Consider the following 22,703-nt stretch of genomic DNA (forward strand, 5'->3'; position numbering starts at 1 on the left):
AGGTGTCAGGCGGCGGTCAGTCTCTTCATCACCTCGTCCGAGATTTCGAAGTTGGCGTATACATTCTGCACGTCGTCGTCATCCTCCAGCGCGGCAAGCATCTTCATGATGGTCTGGGCATTGTCCTCATCAACCGGGGTTGTGAGGTTCGGCTTCCAGACCGCTTTTACGCTTTGTGCTTCGCCGAGCGATTTCTCCAAGGCCGCCGCAACGGAGCCGAGCGACTCGAAACCGCAAACGATGGCGTGCCCATTATCATCGGACTGAACATCGTCCGCGCCGGCCTCGATGGCGGCTTCCAGTATGGCTTCCGCCGAGCCCGTTTCGGGTTTGTAGATGATCTCGCCGATATGGTTGAACATGTGGCTGACGGAACCAGTGGCGCCGAGGTTGCCGTTGTACTTCGTGAAAACGCTTCGGACGACACCGCCGGTACGGTTGCGATTGTCGGTCAGCGCTTCGACCATTACGGCGACGCCTCCGGGAGCATAGCCTTCATAGCGGACGGCTTCATAATTCGCGAGATCGCCGCCCTGCGCCTTCTTTATCGCGCGCTCGATGTTGTCCTTGGGCATGTTCTCGGCGCGCGCTTCCTGAATGGCGAGGCGAAGACGCGGGTTCATGTCCGGGTCGGGCGTACCAGCTTTGGCTGCGACGGTGATTTCACGAGCGAGCTTCGCAAAGAGCTTGGCACGCATTGCGTCCTGCTTGCCCTTGCGGTGCATGATGTTCTTGAATTGCGAATGGCCGGCCATTGGTCAGTCCGTCGTACGTTCGGTTTCTGCGGATTGCCGCTCCTTTTCGCGGCTCTGCCTGCCACGGTCAAGCCTTGCAGCCGCCGCGTCAGCCTTCGGGCGTGGCCGCCTCCAGGTGGGGGCCTTGCCGTAAGGACTGGACCCGCACTGCGAGGCCAGTCGCGTCGTCGATATCGACAAGGAGGCCTGAAATCGTGCCTGTGCCGGTTGCGGACTCGTAGCGGCTACGGGCAATCTTGCTCAGAAAGCGATTGATCGGTTCTTCGGGGTCCATTCCCAAGACCGAGTTGTAATCACCGCACATGCCCGCATCCGTCATGTAGGCGGTACCGTTTGGGAGCACCCGCGCGTCGGCTGTCGGAGTATGAGTGTGCGTGCCCACAACGACGCTTGCTCGGCCGTCGAGGAAAAGGCCCATGGCCTGCTTTTCGCTTGTTGCTTCGGCATGAAAGTCGATCAGGATGACGTCGGCGCCGTGCTTCAACGTGCATGCCGTCAATTCCGCATCGATGGCGCGGAACGGGCAATCCAGATCCGGCATGAATACGAGACCCATGGCGTTGATCACAAGAACGTCCGCGCCGTTCTTGGCCTTCAGCAAGGTCGCTCCTTTGCCAGGGGTGCCCTTGGGATAATTCAGAGGACGGATCAACCGGTCGTGACGCTCGATGAAAACGAGCGTGTCCTTCTGGTCGAATGCATGGTTGCCGAGCGTGACGCAATCGGCGCCTGCGTCGATCAGATCATTGAGGATCGCTTCGGTAATGCCGAATCCGCCGGCCGCGTTCTCGCCGTTAATGACAACGAAATCGATGGAATAGCGCGCGATCAAGCCGGGAAGCGCATTGCAAACCACCGTTCGGCCCGGCCGACCGACAATATCGCCGAGAAACAATAATCGCATCAAACATCCGAATTAAGAATCGAGGCAGTGCACCGGGCCCGATGGTGTCAGAACCCAATCCAATCGCTCGTCATAACTTTCAGCCGGTACTGCGTCGACCTTTAGTTCGTCGTAGGCGAGACCCACGGCGACAACCGGTTTCAATTTTCTTAACCGTTGCAGCGTGCGGTCGTAGAAGCCACCACCGTACCCCAATCGGTAGCCGCGCGCGTCGAAGGCGAGGAGTGGAACGAGGACGATGTCCGGATCGACTGCCGGCTTGTCGTCGAGTGGTTCGGCGATGCCCCAGGCAGCAGTCTTCATCGCGTCGCCCGGCGTCCACGTCCGCATAACCAATGGCTTGCCTTTCCCCTCCATTACCGGCAGGGCCAGACGGAAACCTTCGGCCTGCAACCACGTCATCAGAGGGGCTGGATTGATCTCGTCGTTGATCGCCGCGAAACCTGAAACGATCGCACTGGGAGTCGTCGCGAGAAAATCGAGACCGTGGGCGGCAATTTTTCGGCTCGCCTCGCAGCCATGGCGGTCGAATGCCGACTTTCGCCGCTCAAGTGCCTGCGCACGCATTTTCTTCTTTTCGTTGAGCTTCGTTTCGTCAGTCACCCTGTGCAACCTTGTAGGAATAGTGCCGCGAAGGCCGTTGGGATCATGAACCCGCGTGGTCCCTACGAGCGTAGGTGGGCACCGTGTATCCGAAGCCACGGCTCCGGTCAGGGACAGCGCCCGTGCGGATCTTATAGGCCCCCGGGTCATATTGTCCCTAACGAGCCCCGCAGCATTGGAACAATTAGGCGACGGCGCCCGAAAAATCCAGGGCCTTCCGCTTGTTATGTGCAAACGTAGGGGGTTAACAGATTGATTTTAGACAATCTGGAGGGTTTAGCGGGCTAGGCGCTGTGCCGACGCGCCGCGACGGCCTGAGCTTCTTCTGCGCTCCCCTCCAGAAGGTCGTCGATGTCTGCGCGCGCATCAAACAGCTCGTCAGTGACCATCAGCGCAGCCATAAGCATCAGACGCTCATCGCCGACGTTGCCATGCTCCCGCGCAAGCTCTTCAAGCTTGGCCGTCAGATATTTGCCGATTTCTTCGAGCCGTTGAACCTCGTTCTCACCGCAGGAGAACCGAAAGCTCCGCCCGTTGAAGTTGATCGCAACGTGAGCCAATTGTTGCCGACGGCGCAGCCGTCCTCCCACCGAACGACGCGCACTTCATTCGCTTTGATTGTGGTTATGAAGCGAATCGAGTGCCCAATCAATCCGGTTCAGGGCGTCCGCCGTGCGCTGTTCCAGCTCGGCTATACGCTGCCGGGCGGTCGCAAGCTCTGCTCTGAGCCGCACATTTTCCGCCCGCATGTCGTTGTCGACGACGGGCTTGCGAGCCGGTTTCATATCCTCGGCCCGCTTGATCTTAGCGGTGTTGCGTACAGTCATGGCCTCTCTACGCCCTCTCGGGCGACACGATCGACGCGCGTATCACCAAAAGTCTGACGGTACGTTACGTGCGTATCGTAAACGCCGTCAATAAACGTCAGCGTGTTTCCGCACCCTCCTGCGAAAAATTGAAGACGGAACACTCCTCACTGGCCCGTGCCACATTGACAGAGTCCCATTCCGTCACGTTAAAGACCCCTTAATTGTTACGAGAACGAAGCAAGGTCCGGCGGCAAACTTCTGTGCGTTGGCGCCGAAGTCCAGTTTTTTATCCGGAGGACTCCCGATAATGACAGTGAAGGTGGCGATCAACGGTTTCGGCCGCATCGGTCGCAACGTGCTGCGTGCGATCATCGAAAGCGGACGCAAGGATATCGAGGTCGTCGCCATCAACGATCTCGGTCCGGTAGAGACGAATGCGCATCTCTTACGGTTCGACAGCGTTCACGGTCGCTTTCCGCAGGAAGTGAAAGTTTCCGGCGATACCATCGATGCCGGCCGCGGCCCGATGAAAGTGACAGCCATCAAGAACCCCGCCGAGCTGCCGCATAAGGCTCTCGGCGTTGATATTGCACTCGAATGCACCGGCATCTTCACGGCGAAAGAGAAGGCGAAGGCGCACCTCGATGCCGGCGCAAAGCGCGTTCTCGTATCCGCACCCGCGGAAGGCGCCGACCTGACCGTCGTCTTCGGGGTCAATCACGATAAGCTCACCAAAGAGCATCTGGTCGTGTCGAACGCTTCGTGTACGACCAACTGCCTAGCGCCGGTCGCGAAGGTACTGCACGATTTCGTCGGCATCGACAAAGGCTTCATGACGACAATCCACGCCTATACCGGCGATCAGCCGACACTCGATACGTTGCACAAGGATCTCTACCGCGCCCGCGCAGCAGCGATGTCGATGATCCCGACGTCCACGGGCGCGGCGAAAGCCGTCGGCCTGGTACTGCCTGAGCTCAACGGCCGCCTCGACGGCACGTCGATCCGTGTGCCGACGCCGAATGTCTCGGTCGTCGATTTCAAGTTCGTTGCGAAGCGCGAGACCACCAAAGACGAGATCAACGCCGCAATCCAGCGCGCAGCGTCGCAGGAACTCAAGGGCATCCTTGGGGTTACAGACCAACCGAATGTCTCGATTGACTTCAATCACGATAGCCGGTCGTCCATCTTCCATCTTGACCAAACCAAGGTCTTGGACGGCAAACTGGTGCGCGTGTTGTCGTGGTACGATAATGAGTGGGGCTTTTCGAACCGCATGGCCGATACGGGCGTTGCGATGGGAAAGCTTGCATAACGCAATATACCGCGGGCGCCACATTGAACGGCGCCCGTTTTCGTTAGTATGACTGGGTACGAACGGCCATTCGGAGGCAAATCATGAGCGAAAAACTCGAAGACATCGCCCGCGCTCTTGTTACGCCCGGCAAGGGCATCTTGGCCGCGGACGAAAGCACGAGCACGATCAAAAAGCGCTTCGATACGATCAATTTGACTTCGACCGAAGACGCGCGCCGTGATTATCGCGAGATGCTGTTCCGCGCGACCGACGCCATGAAGAATTACGTCTCAGGCGTCATTCTCTATGACGAGACGATCCGGCAGAACGCTAAGGACGGCACGCCGCTCGTCGATATCATGAAAGCGGCAGGCTCGATCCCCGGCATCAAGGTCGATCTCGGCGCCAAGCCCCTTGCTGGTCCAACGGCTAAAATCGAGACGATCACTGAAGGTCTCGACGGCCTTCGCGAGCGTTTCGCTGAATATTATAAGCTCGGCGCGCGGTTCGCGAAGTGGCGCGCCGTCATCACAATTGCGGATGGCTGCCCGACGTGGAACTGCATCAAAGCAAATGCTCATGCTCTCGCCCGTTACGCCGCGTTGGCGCAGGAAGCGAATATCGTGCCCATCGTCGAGCCGGAAGTCCTGATGGACGGCGCACATGCTTCCCATGATATCGACACCTGCTATCGTGTGACGGAATGGACGCTTCGCACGGTATTCCGCGAGCTTTATGATGCGCGCGTCAGCCTGGAAGGCATGGTGCTTAAACCGAACATGATCATTGCGGGTCAGAAATGCTCGAAGCAGGCGAGTGCTGCTGAAGTTGCCGAAAAGACTCTCAAGTGCCTGAAGGAGACGGTTCCTGCAGCGGTGCCTGGAATTGCTTTCCTCTCCGGCGGGCAATCGGACGAGGCCGCGACCGAACACCTTTCGCTGATGAATGCAGCCGGGCCGTTGCCTTGGTCGTTGACGTTCTCCTACGGGCGCGCCTTACAGGCCGCGGCGATCAAAGCCTGGGGCGGCAAGGCCGAGAATGTCGCCGCCGGTCAGCGCGCATTTACGCACCGCGCCAAGATGAACGGCCTCGCCGCACTCGGCAAATGGGATCAAAAGCTTGAGAAGGCGGCATAGCGCGGATTCTCCAGCATGAAACAAAAGGGCGGCTCGATGGCCGCCCTTTTTATTTATCCATCCTCTCTTCTTCGGAACGAGAGCCTTTAACGAGAGCCTTTAATTCAGGAAGATGCTCGACAGGGCGTCCTGCAGCGTGCTCGGCGGGGACTTGTACTTGGCTCTGCTCGCTGTTGCCCGCGCGCTGCGGTTCCTGCGAATGGCCGGGCCATCGTCGTTCAAATCGTCCGATCCGGCATCGCTGACATAGTCGCCCGACGCGCCCGGTTGATCGGCTTCTGTCGGATCGATGGCTTCCGGCGCATTGTAGCGCACCGGGTGTCCCCGAAGCGCCGACATCACGCGATTGTCGTTGCCGTAAAGATCCGCAAATGTCGCGAGGTGCCCGTCGTCTTCCACTCGCGCAGTGAAGTAGACGAGATAGACCGGCACCTGCTTGCTCAAGGTGACGCTGGCCCCGCTATTCCAAAGCTCGCCGACTTTCTCCGGCGAATATCCTTTGTCTTCCTGCAGTATGACTTCCGCAGTTTTACGCGGCTCTTCAACACGCATGCATCCGTGACTCAAAGCGCGGTTCGTTCGTGAGAACGCGCCCTTCTCCGGTGTGTCATGCATGTAGACATCATGCTTGTTGGGAAAGCGGAATTTCACGAGGCCGAGCGGATTGTCGGCTCCGGGCGGCTGCGTGAAGCTGTACCGGCTGATGTCTGCCGTATTCCAGTTGACGGAATTCGGATCGATCTGATGACCGTTGTAGTAGACTTGAAGCTTATAGGCTTTGATGACGCGAGCGCCGCCGCTACCGCCGCTACCGCCGCCGAAGAGCTGGTCGAAGAAATCGAAACCGGAATTCGACGCTTGCCGCAGGCGGGGCGCGAGTTCTTTGGCTTTAATACCATCCGGCATCCCCCAGCTCGGGTGGAAGATGACATATTGCATGCTAGCCTTCAGAACGGGCGTCGGCCATGCCGGCATGCCAACGACGATTTTCTGGCGGAGGACACGATGGTTGTCCTTATAGATCTCGCTGACGAACTCGGGAATATTGTTCATCACGTAGAATGAACCGAGATTTTCAGGCAGCCAACGCCAGCGCTCCATATTCGCAATCAACCGGTCGATGTTGCGATTGTTGTCGATCTTTGGAGGTTTGCCCGCGCTATTAAGCGCGGCGCGCACGCGACTGCCGACGATGCCGTCGGGTCGTAAGCCATTGTTGCGCTGGTAATCGCGCACGGCGCTAACGAGCGTATCGTCGTAGACTTGCTCGTCGGCGGGATCGCTGGCAGGAACCTTCAATCGCTGGCGCAGCAGGGCGACCTGGGAGTTTTTAGCACCTGGGCGAATGAGCCTACCTGCGGGAATTTTCACAAGCTCCGCGGGGTCGATCTTTTCTTCTTCCTCGACCTTTGCTTCAGCTTTGCCGCGTGCCTTTAAAAGCGCCTGACGCAGCCGTTCGAAACCTTCATGATGCGGGTTCATCCCGCGCAGGAAAGCACCGGGATGCGCCGCCTCGGCAAGCTCGCGCATGACGACCTTCGGGTCTTTCACCGGCGGCTTCATGTCGAGAATATTGCTCAAGGCTACGGGATCGAGGCGGCCACCGCGCGCGAAGCGTGCATATTTGAGAGCCGAGAGCGTGAGTTGTGCTTCGGCAGCGCCTTCGGCTTCACTGCCTTGTCCGAGCTTCGGAATGATGAAGTCGGACGATTCGAGTCCCCAGTCGTCGGCGTTCTGTAGCTCGGAAATGACGGCCTTGGCCTTCTCATTGAAAGCCCCGTGCTGAATCCAAAGCGGTTCCTTGTGAGCATTATAGAAGTCGGCGGCGGCGGCAACGTCCGACGCAAGATTGTCTTTGCCGATAAGACCTTTGTCGGCAAGTTTCTTGCGCGCGCCCTCGACGATGGGGCTCACGGGGATCGGCGCGGATGCCTCAGCTGTTGCAGCGGGCGGGGGCGCCGGAGTTTCGGGCTTGGCGTCAGGTTGAGCGGCACTCTCAGTTGCGGCAGGTGGCGTTGCAGCTGGCGGCGCAATCGCGGCCGTCGAAGGCGTGGTAGCGGGAGGCGACTCTGCCGCTGGAGTTGCAGCCGCCGCTGACGCCGGCGAGTCGGAAGGTGAAGGTTCAGATGTCTTCTCTGTAGCTGCTTTTTCAGCCGTTGCCTTGTCGGTTGCGTCCTTGTCAGCCGTTGCCTTATCCGATGTTTGCTTGTCGCTCGCTGCCTTGTCTGCAGCCGCTTTATCCTGCGCTTCCTTATCGGCGTTGACGCTGTCGGTCGTTGCCTTGTCCGAATCAGCTGCGGAAGGGGTCGGAGCCGTCGCCGCCGAATCGTTTGAGGGCGGGAAATAGGTTGTCGTTGCGCCGCTGGAAGAGGTTTCAGCGCTGACTTCGGCGGCAAGAGCGATGCCTCCCCCGGCCGAGCAGGCAGTCAAAACGCCGATACTGAGAACGCGGAGAGCGGAGAGCTTTTTCATTCCCAAATGGCTCCGTAAGGCGAGAAGCGCGCCGACGTCAGTAATCCCTCTGACCGTTGGTGAGCCCTCATGGTGGCGGAAAAACGCCGAAAATCGTGGGCCGAAGCAAAACATGGCCCGTTCACTCAGCGTGGTAAACCGTTGCCGAGAAAAAATCCGGCGAAAAAACAGCGCTGTGTCCCGGAAAGCCCTATGTGAGTGTAACGTGAGGCCATCTGCAGCAAGAGCGTTCTTGTTTCTGCCGCAATCGGCTTCGAAGAGCGGTTAGCGAGACGGAGATATGCGCGTGCCAAGCGGGACCAATCTCTATTTGGAATTCGCGATTGCCGGGGGAACGCCGGACTCTTGGCGGATGGTTCTGGCGGCAGCACTCGAATCTGCGCCGGTCGCCAGCATGCTGATTCGCGAAGACAAAAATATGCGGAACGACGTTGCCGTGCGCGACCTGATCACATTAGCGCAGCAGAGAGGTATTGCTGCCCTTTTACTCGGCGATGCTGCGCGCGCCTGCGATCTCGGAGCCGACGGCGTTCACATTCCATGGAGCGACGAGGTCGTGAAGGAATTCAAGACCGCGCGAGGCAATGCGAGCCTGATCGTCGGCGCCGACGCTGGACGAACACGTCACGATGCAATGGAAATCGGCGAAGGGGGGGCCGATTACGTTGCATTCGGCATCCCTGCGCATGTCGGGGATCGCGCGCGTGCGATGGGGCGGCAACTCGACCTCGTTTCCTGGTGGAGCGAACTTTTCGAGGTTCCCTGCGTGGCGCTCGACGTTTCCGACGCCGATTACGCTCACCGTCTCGCGGTAGCGGGCGCCGATTTTATTGGTGTCACGGCCAAAGGCGACGAAAATCCGAGCGATGCCGCGCAACGGATTCGTATCTTTTCGGAAGCTCTATCGGTGCATGAGGGCGTGAAGTGAGGCGCGTTCCGCTTAAGTTGCTTGCGCTTCCTATCGTCCTCGCACTTTCGGTGGGGGCTTTCTCCTCGGCAGAGGCTGCGGAAAGCAGCTCGTGGTTTTCCCGAGAGACATCGGTACCCAAATCTACTCCCTCTCAATCAACTCCCGCCCCCGCTCCGCGACCGACGCCGCCAAACGCTACGTCATCGTCCGGGGTACAAAAGTCGATGCCGACCATGGTTCCGGCGACCGGCGACAATGCCGCCTATCTGGCGTTCGACCAGGGTGAATACCTGACGGCATTAAAGCTCGCAGGGGAAGCGGCCAAGAAAGGTGAGCCGCAGGCTTATACACTGATGGGCCGCATTTACGGCGAAGGGCTCGGCGTCCCGAAAGACGACAGCAAGGCCTATGCGAACTATGCCAAGGCTGCCGAGCTGGGCGACATACAGGGAACGTTCTCGGCCGGTTTGGCTTTGGCGGAAGGGCGCGGCGTTAAAAAAGACCGCAAGCTTGCGGCGGAATTGTTCGAAAAGGCCGCACTCACCGGACACGCGGAAGCCAATTACAACCTTGGCATTCTGTTCCTCAAAGGCGACGGCAAACCGCAAAACCCCATACGCGCGTTTCAGCATATCCAATATGCCGCGCAGAAAGGTTTGGCGCAGGCGCAATACGATCTTGCCGAACTCTATCAGACTGGAACGGGGACCAACCCTGACGCGCTCGAAGCGGCGAAATGGCTGTCGCGCGCCGCTGAACAGGGGCTTCCCACCGCCCAATATGATTACGCTGTGCGTTTGCTGCAGGGGTTTGGACTGACCAAGGACGAAGTGAAAATTCCGATGCTGATGCGGGAGGCGGCGGATAAGGGCATTCCCGGCGCGCAAAATCGGATGGCGTATCTTTATCTCGACGGGATCAAAGTCAAAAAAGACCCTGTCGAAGCCGCGAAATGGCGCCTGATCGCAAAAAAGCACGGTTTCAAGGACAAAACGCTCGATGACATGGTTGCCAAACTGCCGAAAGCCGAGCGTCTGAAAGCCGAAACAGAAGCTTCCGCGTGGGCGGATCGAATCCGGGTCGGAGAGGCGCCCTAGCGACCGCGTGGCGCCTTAAGTCGCCGTGCCATCCTTGCTAGTTGTCCCCAGAGCGGCTAGAGCCCGCTGCTCGGCACATCCCGTTTCGTCCGGACTCCCAACCTCATGGCCAACGTCTCACCCACCCTTAATGTCATGATCGCGGCCGCCCGCAAGGCCGGACGCAGTCTCGTTCGGGATTTCGGCGAGGTCGAACAGTTGCAGGTTTCGATCAAGGGGCCTGCAAACTTCGTCTCCGCAGCCGATCACAGGGCTGAAGAGATCATCTTTCGCGAACTTTCAAAAGCCCGTCCCGGTTACGGATTCTTGATGGAAGAGCGTGGGGAAGTTGCAGGTGCCGACAAGACACACCGCTGGATCGTCGACCCGCTCGACGGCACGACAAACTTTCTTCATTCCAATCCGCTGTTCGCCATTTCGATCGGATTGGAACGCGAAGGCCAATTGATTGCAGGCGTCATTTATAACCCGGCGAGCGACGAGCTTTTCACGGCGGAGAAGGGCAAGGGCGCATATATGAACGACCGCCGCCTGCGCGTCGCGGCGCGCAAGACGCTCGCAGACGCTCTGGTGACGACCGGAATTCCACACCGCGGACGTGCCAATCATCCTCGTTTCCTGAAGGAAATGGGAACCCTGATGCAGGAAGTTGCGGGCATCCGCCGCTCGGGGTCGGCCGCGCTCGATCTGGCATTCGTTGCTGCCGGCCGCTTCGACGCATACTGGGAGCACGGGCTGAAGCCATGGGATCTCGCGGCAGGCATCGTCCTCGTGCGAGAGGCGGGCGGCTCTGTCAGCGATCTCAAGGGCCAGGATAAATTCATGGAGAACGGCGATATTCTAGCCGCCAACACGACCCTTCACAGGGCCTTCGGGGCAATCCTCTTCGATAAGCCGTGACGAGTTCCGCTTCCCTTCGAAAGCGCGCTTCAGCATGATGTTGCCCGTTTTCGATGGGAGAGGCATGCGCTAAGGTCACGATCTTAGAGCGCGGGGACGTTCCGGAGACTATCAATGGCCAAGATTCGCCCGGGCGATGCCGCGGCACTCGCACCGGTTTCTCGCCGCCTGACACCACCGGGTGTCTTTTTGCTGCGTATGACCATATTTCTGACGCTCGTCGCCTTCTTGGCAGCGATCCTCTTCGATCAGCTGAAGCGCTCGTTTTTGAACAATCCTGGTCTTAATGGGCTGATCGTCGGCACGCTTCTGCTCGGCATTATCTATGCCTATCGCCAGGTCATGCGCCTCTATCCCGAAATCCGCTGGGTCAACGCCTTCCGCATTGCCGATCCCGGACTTTCCATCAGTGCGAAGCCGGTGCTGCTCGCGCCGATGGCGACGATGCTGCGGGACCGGACCGGAACGATTTCGCTCTCGACGGCGGCAATGCGTTCTTTCATGGATTCCATCGGCTCGCGTTTGGATGAAGCGCGCGACACCGGCCGCTATTTGGTCGGACTGCTCGTTTTTCTCGGCCTGCTCGGCACGTTTTGGGGCTTGCTTGAAACCATTCAGTCGGTCGGGCATGCCATCGATACGCTCGACACGAAAGCGTCGGACAACGTTCAGCTCTTCAGCGATTTGAAGGCTGGCCTCGCGGCTCCGCTGAAAGGTATGGGCACGGCGTTTTCGTCGTCGCTGCTCGGTCTTTCGGGGTCCCTTATTCTCGGCTTTCTTGAACTGCAGGCGAGCCACGCCCACAACCGCTTCTATAACGAGCTTGAGGAATGGCTATCCGGCATCACCGAACTGACACCGGGCGGGCTCTCAACGTCATCAAGCGATTACGTGAACCGCCAGCTTCTCGGCGCGGTCACGGACATGCAGCGCGCGCTTGAGGATTTCACCGCACGTCTCGGCGAACAACCGGTCGTGCCCCCTCGGATGCTGACGCAGCAGTCGGAAAAATCGCAGGAAGAGGTCCGCGATCTTGCCCGCGGCGTCAATCAGCTCGTTACGCAGATGCGCTCGGAACAGAAGGTCGTTCGCGAATGGGTGGACGAACAGGCGCAACAGCAGGCGGAAGTAGCCACGATGCTAAAGAGCCTTGCCGACGCAATGAAGCGCGGAGGCTGAGGGATGGCGCGCGGACGATCCCGTCGCGGTGGCGAATACGGCGAATTCTGGCCCGCTTATGTCGACGTGCTTTCGACCCTGCTGCTTGTCGTTACGCTGCTCATGTCGATTTTCATGATCGCGCAATACTTTTCCGCGGAGGAAGTGTCGGGAAAGGATTCCGCGCTCAAACGGCTGACACGGCAGATCAGCGAGCTGACGTCGATGCTATCTCTTGAGAAGAGCAAGTCGCAGTCTTCCCAGGACGAGTTGGCGGCGCTTCAGGCTTCTCTTGCGAGCCTTAAAGCGGAAAACGAAAAACTTTCCGGTGCGGGGCTCGGGGCGGACGAACGCGCGAAAACAGCGGAGGGGAAAGTTGCCAGTCTCAGCGCCGAGTTGGCGTCGCAAAAGAACATTTCCAGCGAGGCGCTGTCCAAGGTCGATCTTTTAAATCAGCAACTGATTGCTTTGCGCCGGCAGATCGCTGCGCTCAACGATGCGCTCGATGCCTCCGAAAAGAAGGGCGTCGAGAGCGAAAAGACGATCAAGGATCTCGGCGCCCGCCTTAACGCGGCGCTGGCACAACAAGTGCAAGAGCTGAAGCGATACCGTTCCGATTTCTTCGGCCGACTGCGCGAGCTTTTGAAGAACCGGAAAGACATTCGAGTCGTTGGCGACCGCTTCCTGTTCGAGTCGGAAGTTCTGTTTCCGTCGGGGTCTGCGACGTTGACGCCGGAGGGCATGGCGGCGATGGATCAGATCGCGGAAGCGATCCTCGAACTTCAAAAGGAAATTCCGAAAGACATCGACTGGGCGTTGCAGATCAACGGACACACGGACGCGCGTCCGATCTCGAATCCGCAATTTCCGTCAAACTGGGAGCTGTCGACGGCACGCGCCTCCGCGGTCGTGAAATATCTCGTGTCGAAAGGCGTGCCGCCCGACCGACTAGTAGCGGCCGGCTATGGAGAGTTCCAGCCGGTCGATCCTGGCCACACGGAAGAAGCCTACCAGAAGAACCGGCGCATCGAGTTGAAGCTCACCAATCGGTAGCGTGAGGTAGACTGCGATTTTGAGTGGAGGCCGGGGCTCGGAGCGGCTAACGCAGACCCAGGATCGATTCGATGCCGTACAACAGCGCTCCGCCATTGTACGAAACATCATACGCCATGACGGCGAAGACTATGACGATGGCAGTCAGGCCTTTCATGGCACGATAGATCAGCACACGGACATTAACGCCCGGTTAAGACGTTGGCTGACGCATCGGCTCCTGCCGTGGGAAGGCATAGTCTCCGAGCATTTGATTTAACCGTCATCCTGGCGAAGGCCGGGATCCTCCAGCCAAGTCTCGACAAGTCGTTGTTTAGCCGACAGGCCTGGACATCGACCTGCGTCGGGGCGACGAAAGTGGTGACGGAATCCGCGTGATGACGACAGGTGGACGACGTCGAACTTATTCCGCGGCTTCCCGGCCGAACTGAAGCTCGGCAAGACGCGCGTAGATGCCGCCACGGCGGACCAGCTCGGCGTGCGTGCCGGACTCGACGATCCGACCTTTTTCCATGACAAGGATCCGGTCGGCCTTTTGCACGGTCGCGAGGCGATGCGCGATGACGAGCGTCGTGCGACCCGAGACGAGACCATCGAGCGCGCGCTGAACGGCGCCCTCACTTTCGGCATCCAGCGCGCTTGTTGCCTCGTCGAGCAACAGGATCGGTGCGTTCTTGAGAATGGCGCGAGCGATCGCTATGCGCTGACGCTGACCACCCGATAAGGATGTCCCACGTTCTCCAAGCTTACAATTATACTGGTTCGGCAGAGCGCGGATGAACTCGTCGGCCTGGGCAGCAATCGCAGCTTCACGGATTTCCGACATCGTCGCTCCAGGCGTGCCGTAACGAATGTTCTCCGCAATCGTGTCGGCGAACAGCGCCACGTCCTGAGGCACAATCGCGAGGTGGCGGCGCAATTCCGAGAGGTCGGCATCGGCGACGTTGACGCCATCGACCCGAATGACGCCTGATTTCGGATCGTAGAAGCGCAGGAGCAAGTTGAAAATCGTCGTCTTGCCTGCTCCCGAGGGTCCGACAAGCGCGATCGTTTCTCCGGAGCTGACGCGAAACGATACATCGTGGAGCGACTGCTCGTCGGTGCGCGTGGGATAGGAAAAAGAGACGTTCTCAAAGGCGACTGTGCCGAGAGGCGGCTTTGGCAGCGGAACCGGATTTTCTGGCGAGCGGATATCGGGGATCGTTGCCATCATCTCTGTGAGGCGTTCAGCAGCGCCGGCGGCTTGCGTGATCTCGCCCCAGACTTCGGACAACTCCGCAAGTGCTCCGGCCGCAAACAGCGCATAGAGCACGAACTGGCCGAGGTGGCCGCCCGTCATTTTGCCCACGATGACAGCGGAGGCCCCGTACCAGAGAACCGCCGTGATGCTCGCAACCGTCAGGAAGATTGCAATGCCCGTCAATGCCGCGCGGGCGCGCATCCGTTGTCTGGCCGCATCGAAAGCTTTTTCGACGGCGCGGCCGAAGCGCTCCGAAACCGTTGCCTCATTAACGTAGGCTTGCATCGTGCGATGCGCCGCGAGGTTCTCGGCGGCGTAGGCTGAGGCGTCGCCAAGTGTATCCTGCGCGGTTCGCGACAAGCGACGGACGATGCGGCCGAAGCCGACAAGCGGCAGCACGATGACGGGAATTGCGATAAAGACGAGAAGCGACAACTTGGCGCTCGTGACAAACATCATGATCAGCGCGCCGATGAGCATGATGAAATTGCGGGCGGCCTGGCTCAACGAGGAGCCCGTAACGGCTTTGATCTGCGTCGTGTCGGCCGTCAACCGGCTCATCATCTCGCCGGAATGGTTGCGATCGAAATATGCGGGTCCAAGCTTTGCAAGCTGCGCGAAGACCTTCGTTCTAAGGTCGGCGACGACGCGCTCGCCGATCCAATTCACGAAGTAGTAGCGGGCAGGGCTGGCGATCGCGATCAACAAGCCGATGCCAATCAGCGTCAGAAAGTAATTGTTGATCAGGGCGGCGTCGTTCGCACCGAAGCCTTTGTCGATCATGCGGCGGACGGCCAACGGCACCGAAAGCATGGCCAGCGCAGAAACCACGAGGGCTATAATCGCCCCCCATAGCGCCCCTTTGTGCGCCATGATCAAAGGTTTCAACGCCAGCAAAGGTCTGAGGGAAACCCGCTGCCGCGCACCATCCTCCGTTGGCGTTTCCCGCCCGCGGCTTTCACGTCTGCTTCTTCTGCTCATCGGCTTTTCTGATCCAACGCTCGGGGAAACAAAGGTGTTTCGACCCTTAAAGCCGGTCGGGACCATGCCTGAGCCTAAGCCCTGGCTCAAGAGACAATGGGACGCTGCCGCGCGCCTCCGTGATCGTACGGAGTGCGACTTTCCGGCCTTGTGCCCCGCACTCTTTCCGGGTACACAACCGGCCAATTCAGTCCCTTTGCAACCTAAAGGGCCGGAGCTTCACATGAGCTTCGCCGCCAGCAACGTATTTTCCAGACGGACTTAAGCCATGAAGAAAGACGCCGATCTGCACCCCGATTATCATCAGATCAAAGTCGTGATGACCGATGGGTCGGAATTCACCACCTATTCGACGTACGGCAAGGAGGGTGACACGCTGACCCTCGACATCGATCCGAATACGCATCCGGCTTGGACCGGCGGCGATCAGAAGTTGATGGACCGCGGCGGACGCCTGTCTCGTTTCAAGAAGAAGTTCGAAGGCATGTTCTGATCACGGCAACGGGTCGACATTATATTTCAGAAATAAAGAAGGCCCGGTCGAAAACCGGGCCTTTTCATTTGATCCTTTGTTTGCGCCGTCAGCTCAGCTTACTCGCAAATGCGCGCTCAAGGAGGCCAACCTGCTGGGCGACCGGATTGGGTGCGGGGCCGGAAAGCGCATCCGCTTCCTGGAGCTTCGTCATGGCACGGTCGAGCTGTGAAATGCGATCGTGCAGCGCGAAGCTTTCTTCAATCAGGCCCCGGAGCCCGTTCGGCAAATCGGAATAGCCCTTCACATGCGAGGGACGTCCGAATGCTTGAAGCTTTACGCGGCGACGCTTTTTCTGCGCCTCCTCCTCGGTGATTTCCCCCTCCCGTAGCGCGCGGCGGATCAAGAGCCAGGACGCAAGATCGAGCAGCCGCGTCGTCAAACGCATGCTTTCGGTTGCATAGAGGACCCCAGCGGTACCGCTCAGAGTCTTGGCCTCCTTGCGGCCCGGACCATCCAGATAGCTCGCTGTGCGCTCAACGAGCGCCATACCTTCTCGGAAGATGTGGTCGAACTGTTCGGAGGACTGAAACCGCTCTCCGAAAGAGACCGTTGTGGCGCCGCCAGAATGCGCGCCGTCGACGCTGAATACGTTACTCATGACCCTCAACGATACAAACGCTTTACCCGTCCGCTGTTGCTATCACGAACCGACAGTATGGCACCATAGTTAATAAGAACGCCCAAAACGGGGCACTTTCTTTGCGTCTGTGGACAATGCAAAAAAAGAGCCGCCCACAAGAGAGCGGCTCGAAAGTCAACAGAGAGGCGTCAAACAAGCGGCAGAGGGGCCGCTTCAATCCAGATGGCCCGGATCAACTGCGACTTTGCCGCGATATGCTTAAAGTCGGGTTAAGCGCAGAGCCGCTGCGGCGACGTCGATCTTTACATATTGCGAACGCTGGTGATCCCGCCGCAACACGCCGCGTTATTTAATGCCATCGGTGGCATTTGATCGACTCGATTAGGTCATCGTTTACGATTTGAAGAGCGAGCGCGCGGCTTCTTCGTGCTTTCTTTTTTTGTCGAGTTCGACGCGCACCCGTTCGATTTCGGATTCGAGATCGTTGACGCGTTTTTCAAGTTCGGCGACGGAAAGCGTAGAGAGGTTTTCGCCGATCATCACACCGCTCGGCTTCTTTGCCGGCATCAAGTCATCGAGATCCACGGCGTCCTCCATGAAAAAAGACGTAGCTCGGGTTTTGTAATCAACCTTCGGCGCGCGGTCGAGGTCCGATGAGGTTTCGTGCCGCGTCAACACGGGTTGCCCGTTTCGCCACGAGTGTGCATTGCTCAAGAAATTCGATGATTTGAGAGACATCCGCATGAACCTTCCTGCCAGCATGAAAGCCATTGTGATCGAAGGAAAAGGCGGGCCGGACGTTTTGCGGCTTCGCCAGCTTCCCGTTCCGACTCCTGGCGCGGAGGACGTGCTGATCAAGGTTGCAGCAGCAGGCGTCAATCGTCCTGACGTATTGCAGCGCCAGGGCAATTATCCGCCGCCGAAAGGTCATTCCGAGCTTCCGGGTCTTGAGGTTGCAGGCGTGATCGCATCGGTTGGAGCGGACGTGCAGGGATTGTCAGCAGGTGACGAGGTCCTGGCTCTCGTCGCCGGCGGCGGGTACGCGGAATATTGTGTCGCTCCGGCAATTTGCTGCATCCGGAAACCTCAATCGCTTTCGTTTGTCGAAGCAGCGGCGATCCCCGAGACGTTCTTTACCGTTTGGCACAATGTCTTCGAGCGCGGCGCATTGAAGGCAGGCGAAAAATTTCTCGTGCACGGCGGGACGAGCGGTATCGGCGTGACTGCCATTCAACTTGCGAAAGAGTTCGGCGCCAAGGTCTTCACGACGGCGGGATCGGACGAGAAGTGCGCCGCCGCGCGCCAGCTCGGGGCTGACGTTGCGATCAATTACAAGACCACGGACTTCGCGGAAGTGGTGAAAAGAGAAACGGACGGGCGAGGCGTCGACGTCATTCTCGACATGGTCGGCGGCGATTATATCGAGAAGAATATCCGATCGCTTGGTGATGACGGACGGCTCGTGAATATCGCGTTCCAACAGGGATCGAAAGCGACCGTCGACTTCATGCGCGTGATGCTGAAGCGGCTGACGATCACGGGGTCGACGTTGCGCATTCGCTCGAACGACGTGAAGGGACATATAGCGCGCGCGATCGAAAGCCAGGTCATGCCGCTCGTCGTATCGGCAAAAATCAAAGTACCGATCGATGGCACGTATGCGCTCGCGGACGCTGCCGACGCCCATGCGCGCATGGAATCGAGCGCGCATGTCGGCAAAATCGTGCTGATGGTTTAATTCGGCGAGGGGATTCTTCCGGGCTTTCTTCACCCGTCACCCCGACGCAGGTCGGGGGTCCAGGCCTGTCGGCTAAACAACGACTGGTCGAGGCTTGGCTGGATCCCGGCCTTCGCCGGGATGACGGTTGTGTGGACAGCATGCGCCGGCACGAAAATAAAGATGTCATCCTCGGGCTCGTCCCGAGGATCCATTGCGCATCGACTTGGTGGCCCGATGGATCCTCGGCATGAAGCCGAGGATGACATTCGTGAGTTGCGAGGCGCGTTGTTTTCACGTCGTCATCCCCGCGAAGGGGGAATCCGTCCAGGCTCAGGCTCATCGCAAATTTCAAGCTTGGACCGATCCCGGCCACCGCCGGGGATGACGGGAAATTAGCAGATGAACGCGTTCATGACGTAGGACTACCAAACGAAAGCATTCATCACTGCGGTGGGCGGCGATGATGCTTTTGCGAAAAGGCGGGCAGCAGCGTTGCCGATAACCTCGCCGTCGCCAACATAGACGCCGCTGGCGATGAAAACAGAGCGAATGCCGAAATCGCCCGCACCAGCGATGTCGGTCGCGACGCCGTCGCCAATCGCCAGTATGCGCTCTTTCGCAACCGTCCCGCCGCGCAGTTTGCAGCCGCTATCAAGTGCGAGATCGTAAATCGGTCTGAACGGTTTCCCGGCATAGCTCACCTCGCCGCCCAGCGCTTCATAAGCGCGCGCGATGGCTCCGGCGCAATAGACGATGCGGCTGCCACGCTCGACCTTTTCATCGGGATTGACGCAAACCATCGGAACGTCGCGCGCTATCAGCTTTGCAAGCAGGCTCGCGTAATCGGCGGGCGTTTCGGTTTCGTCGTCATAAAGGCCAGTGCAGACAGCAACTGCCGCATCGTCGGCGGTTGCGCCGGGTACAGCGCGCAGCCCTTTGAAGACAGGAAGATCGCGCTCCGGACCGATGTGCAGAATAGGTTGTCCTGCCCAAGTCTCAATGAGGCTGCGCGAGACGTCTCCGGAGCTTACGATACCGTCATAAGCCGATTGCGCGACGCCAATGCCAGCAAGCTGACGATCGACGCTTTCGCAGGGACGTGGAGAATTGGTCACGAGGAGAACCGTGCCGCCCTGCTTTCGAAACGTTTCGCAAGCGGCGACCGACGACGCAAATGGCGTCACGCCGTTGTGCATCACGCCCCAGATGTCGACAAACCAGAGGTCCGCCGTCGCAGCGAGAGGCGCGATGGATTGCAGTACGGGGATTGCATTCATCGAATATTCGGAGCTCTGTTCGACACGCCGCAGTCGAGCCCGGTGCGGCGCCCGCCCTATAGCTCCCGAAGTTGGCTCTGTCACCAAAACCCGAGGTGACACGGTGTCGTGACACTCTCCGCGCGCCTATGCGGCTGCGGAGTGGTTCGCTGCCGTATCGAGCATGACCTGACGCGCCGCGCCAAACAGCGGCCCCTGCCCCAGATCGACACCGGCTTCAAGTAACCGCTTCTGGGTTTTTGCATCCGTTATGCCATTGCCAATGATCGCCAGGTTAGCAAGCCGCGCACGTTGATGGATTTCCTCGGCGGGCACGAACCGGTCCGGTACGGAGAAGCCGTCGAATAGCATTTGCGGCTCCAAACGCAGGAAACGGAAGCCCGCAACTGCAAGCGCTGCAAAGTCCGTCCGCATATGCTCGATCTTGTCGAGCGCAAAGCGGAAGCCGAACGCGTGCATGTCACGCAGGGCCTGCCACACACCGGGTGTGAAGTCGTCGATCGCACGCTGCGTCAGTGTTACGACGAGCTGCGACGCAATCTTCGGCCGCGCCTCATAGACCTGCGCGATCGCTTCGAGGAAGGGGCGGCTCGATAACGAACTTCCCAGGACGCCCGTCAACAACGTGCCGTCCTTGTCACGGGCCTCCATCCGCAACGAGAGAGCCGCCGCGCGATGAAGGCGCTCGATGTCGAAGCTTGCGCCATGCTCGCGGCCGACAAGCGTGAAGTCTTCTTCGCGCGCGTCGATGCGGCTGCCATCGGCGGACTTTAATGTGACGGTCATCTCGTAATGACCGACGGTGTGCTCGGCCAGCGTGACGATCGGCGCCAAGAAAACGTCCATCGCACGACTTTCTATTGCGCGGACAATCTCTTTACCGCGCGGAGGCAGTGTTCCCGGTGAAGCGGAACCGAGCGAAAGATCGAGAGTCGGTAATTCCGGGAACGGCAAGTCCAAGCGGGGCCCTGCATCCTGCGATTTTTGGACGTTTTGATCCGATCCAGCGATGCGTTCGGCGGTGGCCGGAATGACAAGCTCGCCGAGGTCCGGCAACTTCGGTTCCGACGCTTTAAGATCCGGCTTAAGATCCGGCGCTTTTTTCTCAGAGGCCATCGAGGTCGGCAGCTTCGGAATGAAATCGCCAAGATTGGGGCGCTCGCGCATGGTGCTGGCGGCCGCCTTCAAGGCGCCGATTGAATGCTCGATGGCATCGGTGGTGGGTGTCGAGCGCATGTCCGCACGAACCGGTTTCGCGGAGCGCGACGCCTCGACGAAATTCACTTCGTCCGCGAGTTCCCTGATCTTGCGCTGCACGAGTTCGAGATCGCCCTCGACCGTCGTCGCGGCGGGCCGTTCGGCAGCTGGCATGGTTGCGGCAAGTTGAGAGTCGGCACGCGGGCGGAACGACCATTGATCGCGGACCACCTCCGATCGTTGTTGAGGTCTTTCTTCGCGGGACCCAGCAGGAGCACCATGTGCTGTGCCAGCACCGTTCGGCGGCAAGCGCATGGCGCTAAGATCCATCGAAGCTGCGGCGCTGGAGTCCGCCTCATTGTATTTTTCGGCTTTCGGCGCCGCAGGGCGTGAGGGCGCGGCTGCGCCCCTGACGGGCGTGCCCATTAACGTATCTGCGTTGGCGGCCGCAGCTCGCGGTGCCGGTCCGATGGGATTTGCCGGCGCGCCGCGTGTGGCTGGCGCCTCGGTGGGCGCACCAGACTTGGTCCCGGAAAGCGTATCCGGCTGGCGTATCTCAGAACCTGCTTTCATGCCGCCGGTTGCAGGCGCCATCTGCATGCCACGCGACGGCGCCACTCGCGGTTTGGCGTTTTGAACGCGCGCGCGGGCAAGCTCCGCCTTCAACTCAGCGATCTGCGCCGATTTCTGCACTTGCTTGTGCATCAACATGAAAAGAATCCAGGCGCTCACGCCTGCAACCAGCGAAGCGACCATCGAGAGGCCAAATTGCGTGTAAAGCATCACGCCAATCGCCGCCGATACGATAGCGATGCTGGCAAGGACGAGGCCGTCGCGTGGCGCCCGCCGCCGCTTCGCTTGCTCCACGGGCTCCGGCTTTGCAGCAGCCTCGCCAGCCGGTGGTCCGGCCGTCGCGGGAGCGGTGGAGGATTTCGATTCGTCTCGTCTTCTCATGGTGTTCTAGGCCGCCCATCGATTCGTCTTGGATCAGCTTCGCAGGCCGCGGAAGCGAGAAGCAATGTCGTTGCCGTGACCTATCACCAAGTTTCAGAGACACTGGAGCCGATCCAGCGGGATTCATACGCCTCCGGGGCGCGTCAGTCACACATCAGGATCACGCAGCATGTTCCATTGGGCGGTGCAAAGCCGCAAAAGCGCCCTTGACCCGTCTCCGGTGTACCCGAATCGGCTGGCTGTTTAGGTCTCGTTAGGCGAATCGGCATGCTATCGTGTGACCGACGACGCCTCTCGCGTTCGCCGGTCATGCGTGTTGTTGATGAGGGGAATGAAGCGCCATGTACATGGATCGTGTTAGTACGAGTGCCGATGGTTACGTCGCGAGTGAATTTGCACAGGCGCGGATCCTCATAACGGGTTTAACGGCAACAGCCGGTGTCGACGTCGCAAGATCCTTCGCGGACGTGCAGGCGCGTGTGATCGTTCATACTGCGGACCTGTCACCCGAATTGATTGAGCTGGTCGCGGTTCTGACACAGAGCGCCGACGAGATTCGCCTGCATACGAACGACATTTCTACCGCCGATACGGCGGCAACCTTCGCGCAGACTTCGGCACAAACCTTCGGCGGGCTCGACGCCGCCATCAACATGGCATCCGTTTCCCGTTCGGAACTTGAAGGAATTGTACGCGATCAGGATCTCGATGCATTCGTATCGACAAAGCTTGGTCCGCTGGCTCAACTTACGCGCGTCATTGCCAACCGCATGGCGTTGGTGCTGAGCGAGGGACTTATTCTGAACGTGCTGGAAATGCCGCATCCGCGCAATCGCCGGGAGGCGGCTGTGGCGGGTTATATTCGGACGGCGCTCGCGACGATGACGACGAACGAAGCCCACGCGTGGGCAGCGCACGGCATCCGCATCAATGCCGTCGGACCCTGCGCAATCGAGGATGACGAACTCAACGCAGGCGCCGTCATAACGAATGAGCCGGACATTGGATCTCTAGCTCTCTATCTCGCGTCGCGAAAAGGACAAGCTTTGTCGGGGCATGTCTTCGATGCCGACGGTGTGGCGTGCTAACCGCCATCCCCGGTTTGCATTCTTTATGGGAAACTTG

At 59.3% G+C, this 22,703-nt stretch carries 21 protein-coding genes and 1 other RNA gene; 10 read left to right on the plus strand and 12 right to left on the minus strand.

Annotated elements, in window-relative coordinates:
• Positions 1-5: 5 nt before the first annotated feature.
• From VHB22_RS08195 to VHB22_RS08220, 6 genes are all read right to left on the minus strand, one after another.
• The gene (locus VHB22_RS08195; protein ID WP_325456469.1) at positions 6-755 is read right to left on the minus strand and encodes a YebC/PmpR family DNA-binding transcriptional regulator; all 750 of its coding nucleotides are present in this window, start codon (positions 753-755) and stop codon (positions 6-8) included.
• Between the two features lie 88 nt (positions 756-843).
• A complete protein-coding gene (locus VHB22_RS08200; protein WP_325456470.1) occupies positions 844-1,659 on the minus strand; it encodes a TIGR00282 family metallophosphoesterase in 816 nt (271 codons plus the stop codon).
• Between the two features lie 12 nt (positions 1,660-1,671).
• On the minus strand, positions 1,672-2,262 hold the full coding sequence (locus VHB22_RS08205; protein WP_325456471.1) for a 5-formyltetrahydrofolate cyclo-ligase: 591 nt from the start codon (positions 2,260-2,262) through the stop codon (positions 1,672-1,674).
• 18 nt (positions 2,263-2,280) lie between these two features.
• A non-coding RNA gene (gene ssrS, locus VHB22_RS08210) (6S RNA) lies at positions 2,281-2,441 on the minus strand.
• Positions 2,442-2,546: 105 nt separating this feature from the next.
• A complete protein-coding gene (locus VHB22_RS08215; protein WP_325456472.1) occupies positions 2,547-2,852 on the minus strand; it encodes a cell division protein ZapA in 306 nt (101 codons plus the stop codon).
• A 15-nt stretch (positions 2,853-2,867) separates the two neighbouring features.
• Positions 2,868-3,089 carry a hypothetical protein gene (locus tag VHB22_RS08220; RefSeq protein WP_325456473.1) on the minus strand — a complete coding sequence of 74 codons (222 nt, stop codon included), beginning with the start codon at positions 3,087-3,089 and terminating at the stop codon, positions 2,868-2,870.
• Positions 3,090-3,378: 289 nt separating this feature from the next.
• Between VHB22_RS08220 and gap the strand changes: the two genes are divergently transcribed.
• A complete protein-coding gene (gene gap, locus VHB22_RS08225; RefSeq protein ID WP_325456474.1) occupies positions 3,379-4,386 on the plus strand; it encodes a type I glyceraldehyde-3-phosphate dehydrogenase in 1,008 nt (335 codons plus the stop codon).
• Between the two features lie 83 nt (positions 4,387-4,469).
• Positions 4,470-5,504 (plus strand): class I fructose-bisphosphate aldolase, encoded by a 1,035-nt coding sequence (locus VHB22_RS08230; protein ID WP_325456475.1) that lies wholly within the window; start codon positions 4,470-4,472, stop codon positions 5,502-5,504.
• 99 nt (positions 5,505-5,603) lie between these two features.
• Here VHB22_RS08230 and VHB22_RS08235 read toward each other — a convergent pair whose 3' ends face one another.
• Positions 5,604-7,976 (minus strand): L,D-transpeptidase family protein, encoded by a 2,373-nt coding sequence (locus tag VHB22_RS08235; RefSeq protein WP_325456476.1) that lies wholly within the window; start codon positions 7,974-7,976, stop codon positions 5,604-5,606.
• Positions 7,977-8,256: 280 nt separating this feature from the next.
• Between VHB22_RS08235 and VHB22_RS08240 the strand changes: the two genes are divergently transcribed.
• From VHB22_RS08240 to VHB22_RS08260, 5 genes are all read left to right on the plus strand, one after another.
• Positions 8,257-8,904, plus strand: a complete 648-nt coding sequence (locus VHB22_RS08240) for a thiamine phosphate synthase (RefSeq protein ID WP_325456477.1) — start codon at positions 8,257-8,259, stop codon at positions 8,902-8,904.
• A gap of 206 nt (positions 8,905-9,110) precedes the next feature.
• Positions 9,111-9,983 carry an SEL1-like repeat protein gene (locus tag VHB22_RS08245; protein WP_325456478.1) on the plus strand — a complete coding sequence of 291 codons (873 nt, stop codon included), beginning with the start codon at positions 9,111-9,113 and terminating at the stop codon, positions 9,981-9,983.
• A 105-nt stretch (positions 9,984-10,088) separates the two neighbouring features.
• On the plus strand, positions 10,089-10,883 hold the full coding sequence (locus tag VHB22_RS08250; protein ID WP_325456479.1) for an inositol monophosphatase family protein: 795 nt from the start codon (positions 10,089-10,091) through the stop codon (positions 10,881-10,883).
• Between the two features lie 114 nt (positions 10,884-10,997).
• Positions 10,998-12,062 carry a flagellar motor protein MotA gene (locus VHB22_RS08255; RefSeq protein WP_325456480.1) on the plus strand — a complete coding sequence of 355 codons (1,065 nt, stop codon included), beginning with the start codon at positions 10,998-11,000 and terminating at the stop codon, positions 12,060-12,062.
• A gap of 3 nt (positions 12,063-12,065) precedes the next feature.
• On the plus strand, positions 12,066-13,094 hold the full coding sequence (locus VHB22_RS08260; protein ID WP_325456481.1) for a peptidoglycan -binding protein: 1,029 nt from the start codon (positions 12,066-12,068) through the stop codon (positions 13,092-13,094).
• A gap of 403 nt (positions 13,095-13,497) precedes the next feature.
• Here VHB22_RS08260 and VHB22_RS08265 read toward each other — a convergent pair whose 3' ends face one another.
• Positions 13,498-15,315 (minus strand): ABC transporter transmembrane domain-containing protein, encoded by a 1,818-nt coding sequence (locus tag VHB22_RS08265; protein WP_325456482.1) that lies wholly within the window; start codon positions 15,313-15,315, stop codon positions 13,498-13,500.
• Positions 15,316-15,583: 268 nt separating this feature from the next.
• On the opposite strand from VHB22_RS08265, the gene rpmE reads away from it, so the two are divergent.
• Positions 15,584-15,808, plus strand: coding sequence for a 50S ribosomal protein L31 (gene rpmE / locus VHB22_RS08270; protein ID WP_013216411.1), 225 nt, complete (start codon positions 15,584-15,586; stop codon positions 15,806-15,808).
• Positions 15,809-15,896: 88 nt separating this feature from the next.
• On the opposite strand, the gene VHB22_RS08275 is transcribed toward rpmE, so the two are convergent.
• Entirely contained in the window at positions 15,897-16,448 is a 552-nt protein-coding gene (locus tag VHB22_RS08275) for a DUF1465 family protein (protein WP_325456483.1), read from the minus strand.
• Between the two features lie 375 nt (positions 16,449-16,823).
• A complete protein-coding gene (locus tag VHB22_RS08280) occupies positions 16,824-17,174 on the minus strand; it encodes a DUF1192 domain-containing protein (RefSeq protein WP_325456484.1) in 351 nt (116 codons plus the stop codon).
• Between VHB22_RS08280 and VHB22_RS08285 the strand changes: the two genes are divergently transcribed.
• Positions 17,173-18,168 carry an NAD(P)H-quinone oxidoreductase gene (locus tag VHB22_RS08285; protein ID WP_325456485.1) on the plus strand — a complete coding sequence of 332 codons (996 nt, stop codon included), beginning with the start codon at positions 17,173-17,175 and terminating at the stop codon, positions 18,166-18,168. The two genes, VHB22_RS08280 and VHB22_RS08285, sit on opposite strands and share 2 nt — an antisense overlap.
• Before the next feature lie 404 nt (positions 18,169-18,572).
• Here the strand turns inward: VHB22_RS08285 and VHB22_RS08290 are convergent, their stop codons facing one another.
• Both VHB22_RS08290 and VHB22_RS08295 read right to left on the minus strand, forming a co-directional pair.
• Positions 18,573-19,427: a TIGR01459 family HAD-type hydrolase gene (locus VHB22_RS08290; RefSeq protein WP_325456486.1), complete on the minus strand. Its 855-nt coding sequence runs from the start codon at positions 19,425-19,427 to the stop codon at positions 18,573-18,575.
• Positions 19,428-19,553: 126 nt separating this feature from the next.
• Entirely contained in the window at positions 19,554-21,578 is a 2,025-nt protein-coding gene (locus VHB22_RS08295; protein WP_325456487.1) for an EAL domain-containing protein, read from the minus strand.
• Between the two features lie 341 nt (positions 21,579-21,919).
• Here VHB22_RS08295 and VHB22_RS08300 point away from each other — a divergent pair, with 341 nt between their 5' ends.
• Positions 21,920-22,666: an SDR family oxidoreductase gene (locus tag VHB22_RS08300; RefSeq protein WP_325456488.1), complete on the plus strand. Its 747-nt coding sequence runs from the start codon at positions 21,920-21,922 to the stop codon at positions 22,664-22,666.
• Positions 22,667-22,703 lie beyond the last annotated feature (37 nt).

This window comes from Hyphomicrobium sp. (genome assembly GCF_035548195.1).
Taxonomy (GTDB): Bacteria; Pseudomonadota; Alphaproteobacteria; order Rhizobiales; family Hyphomicrobiaceae; genus Hyphomicrobium_B.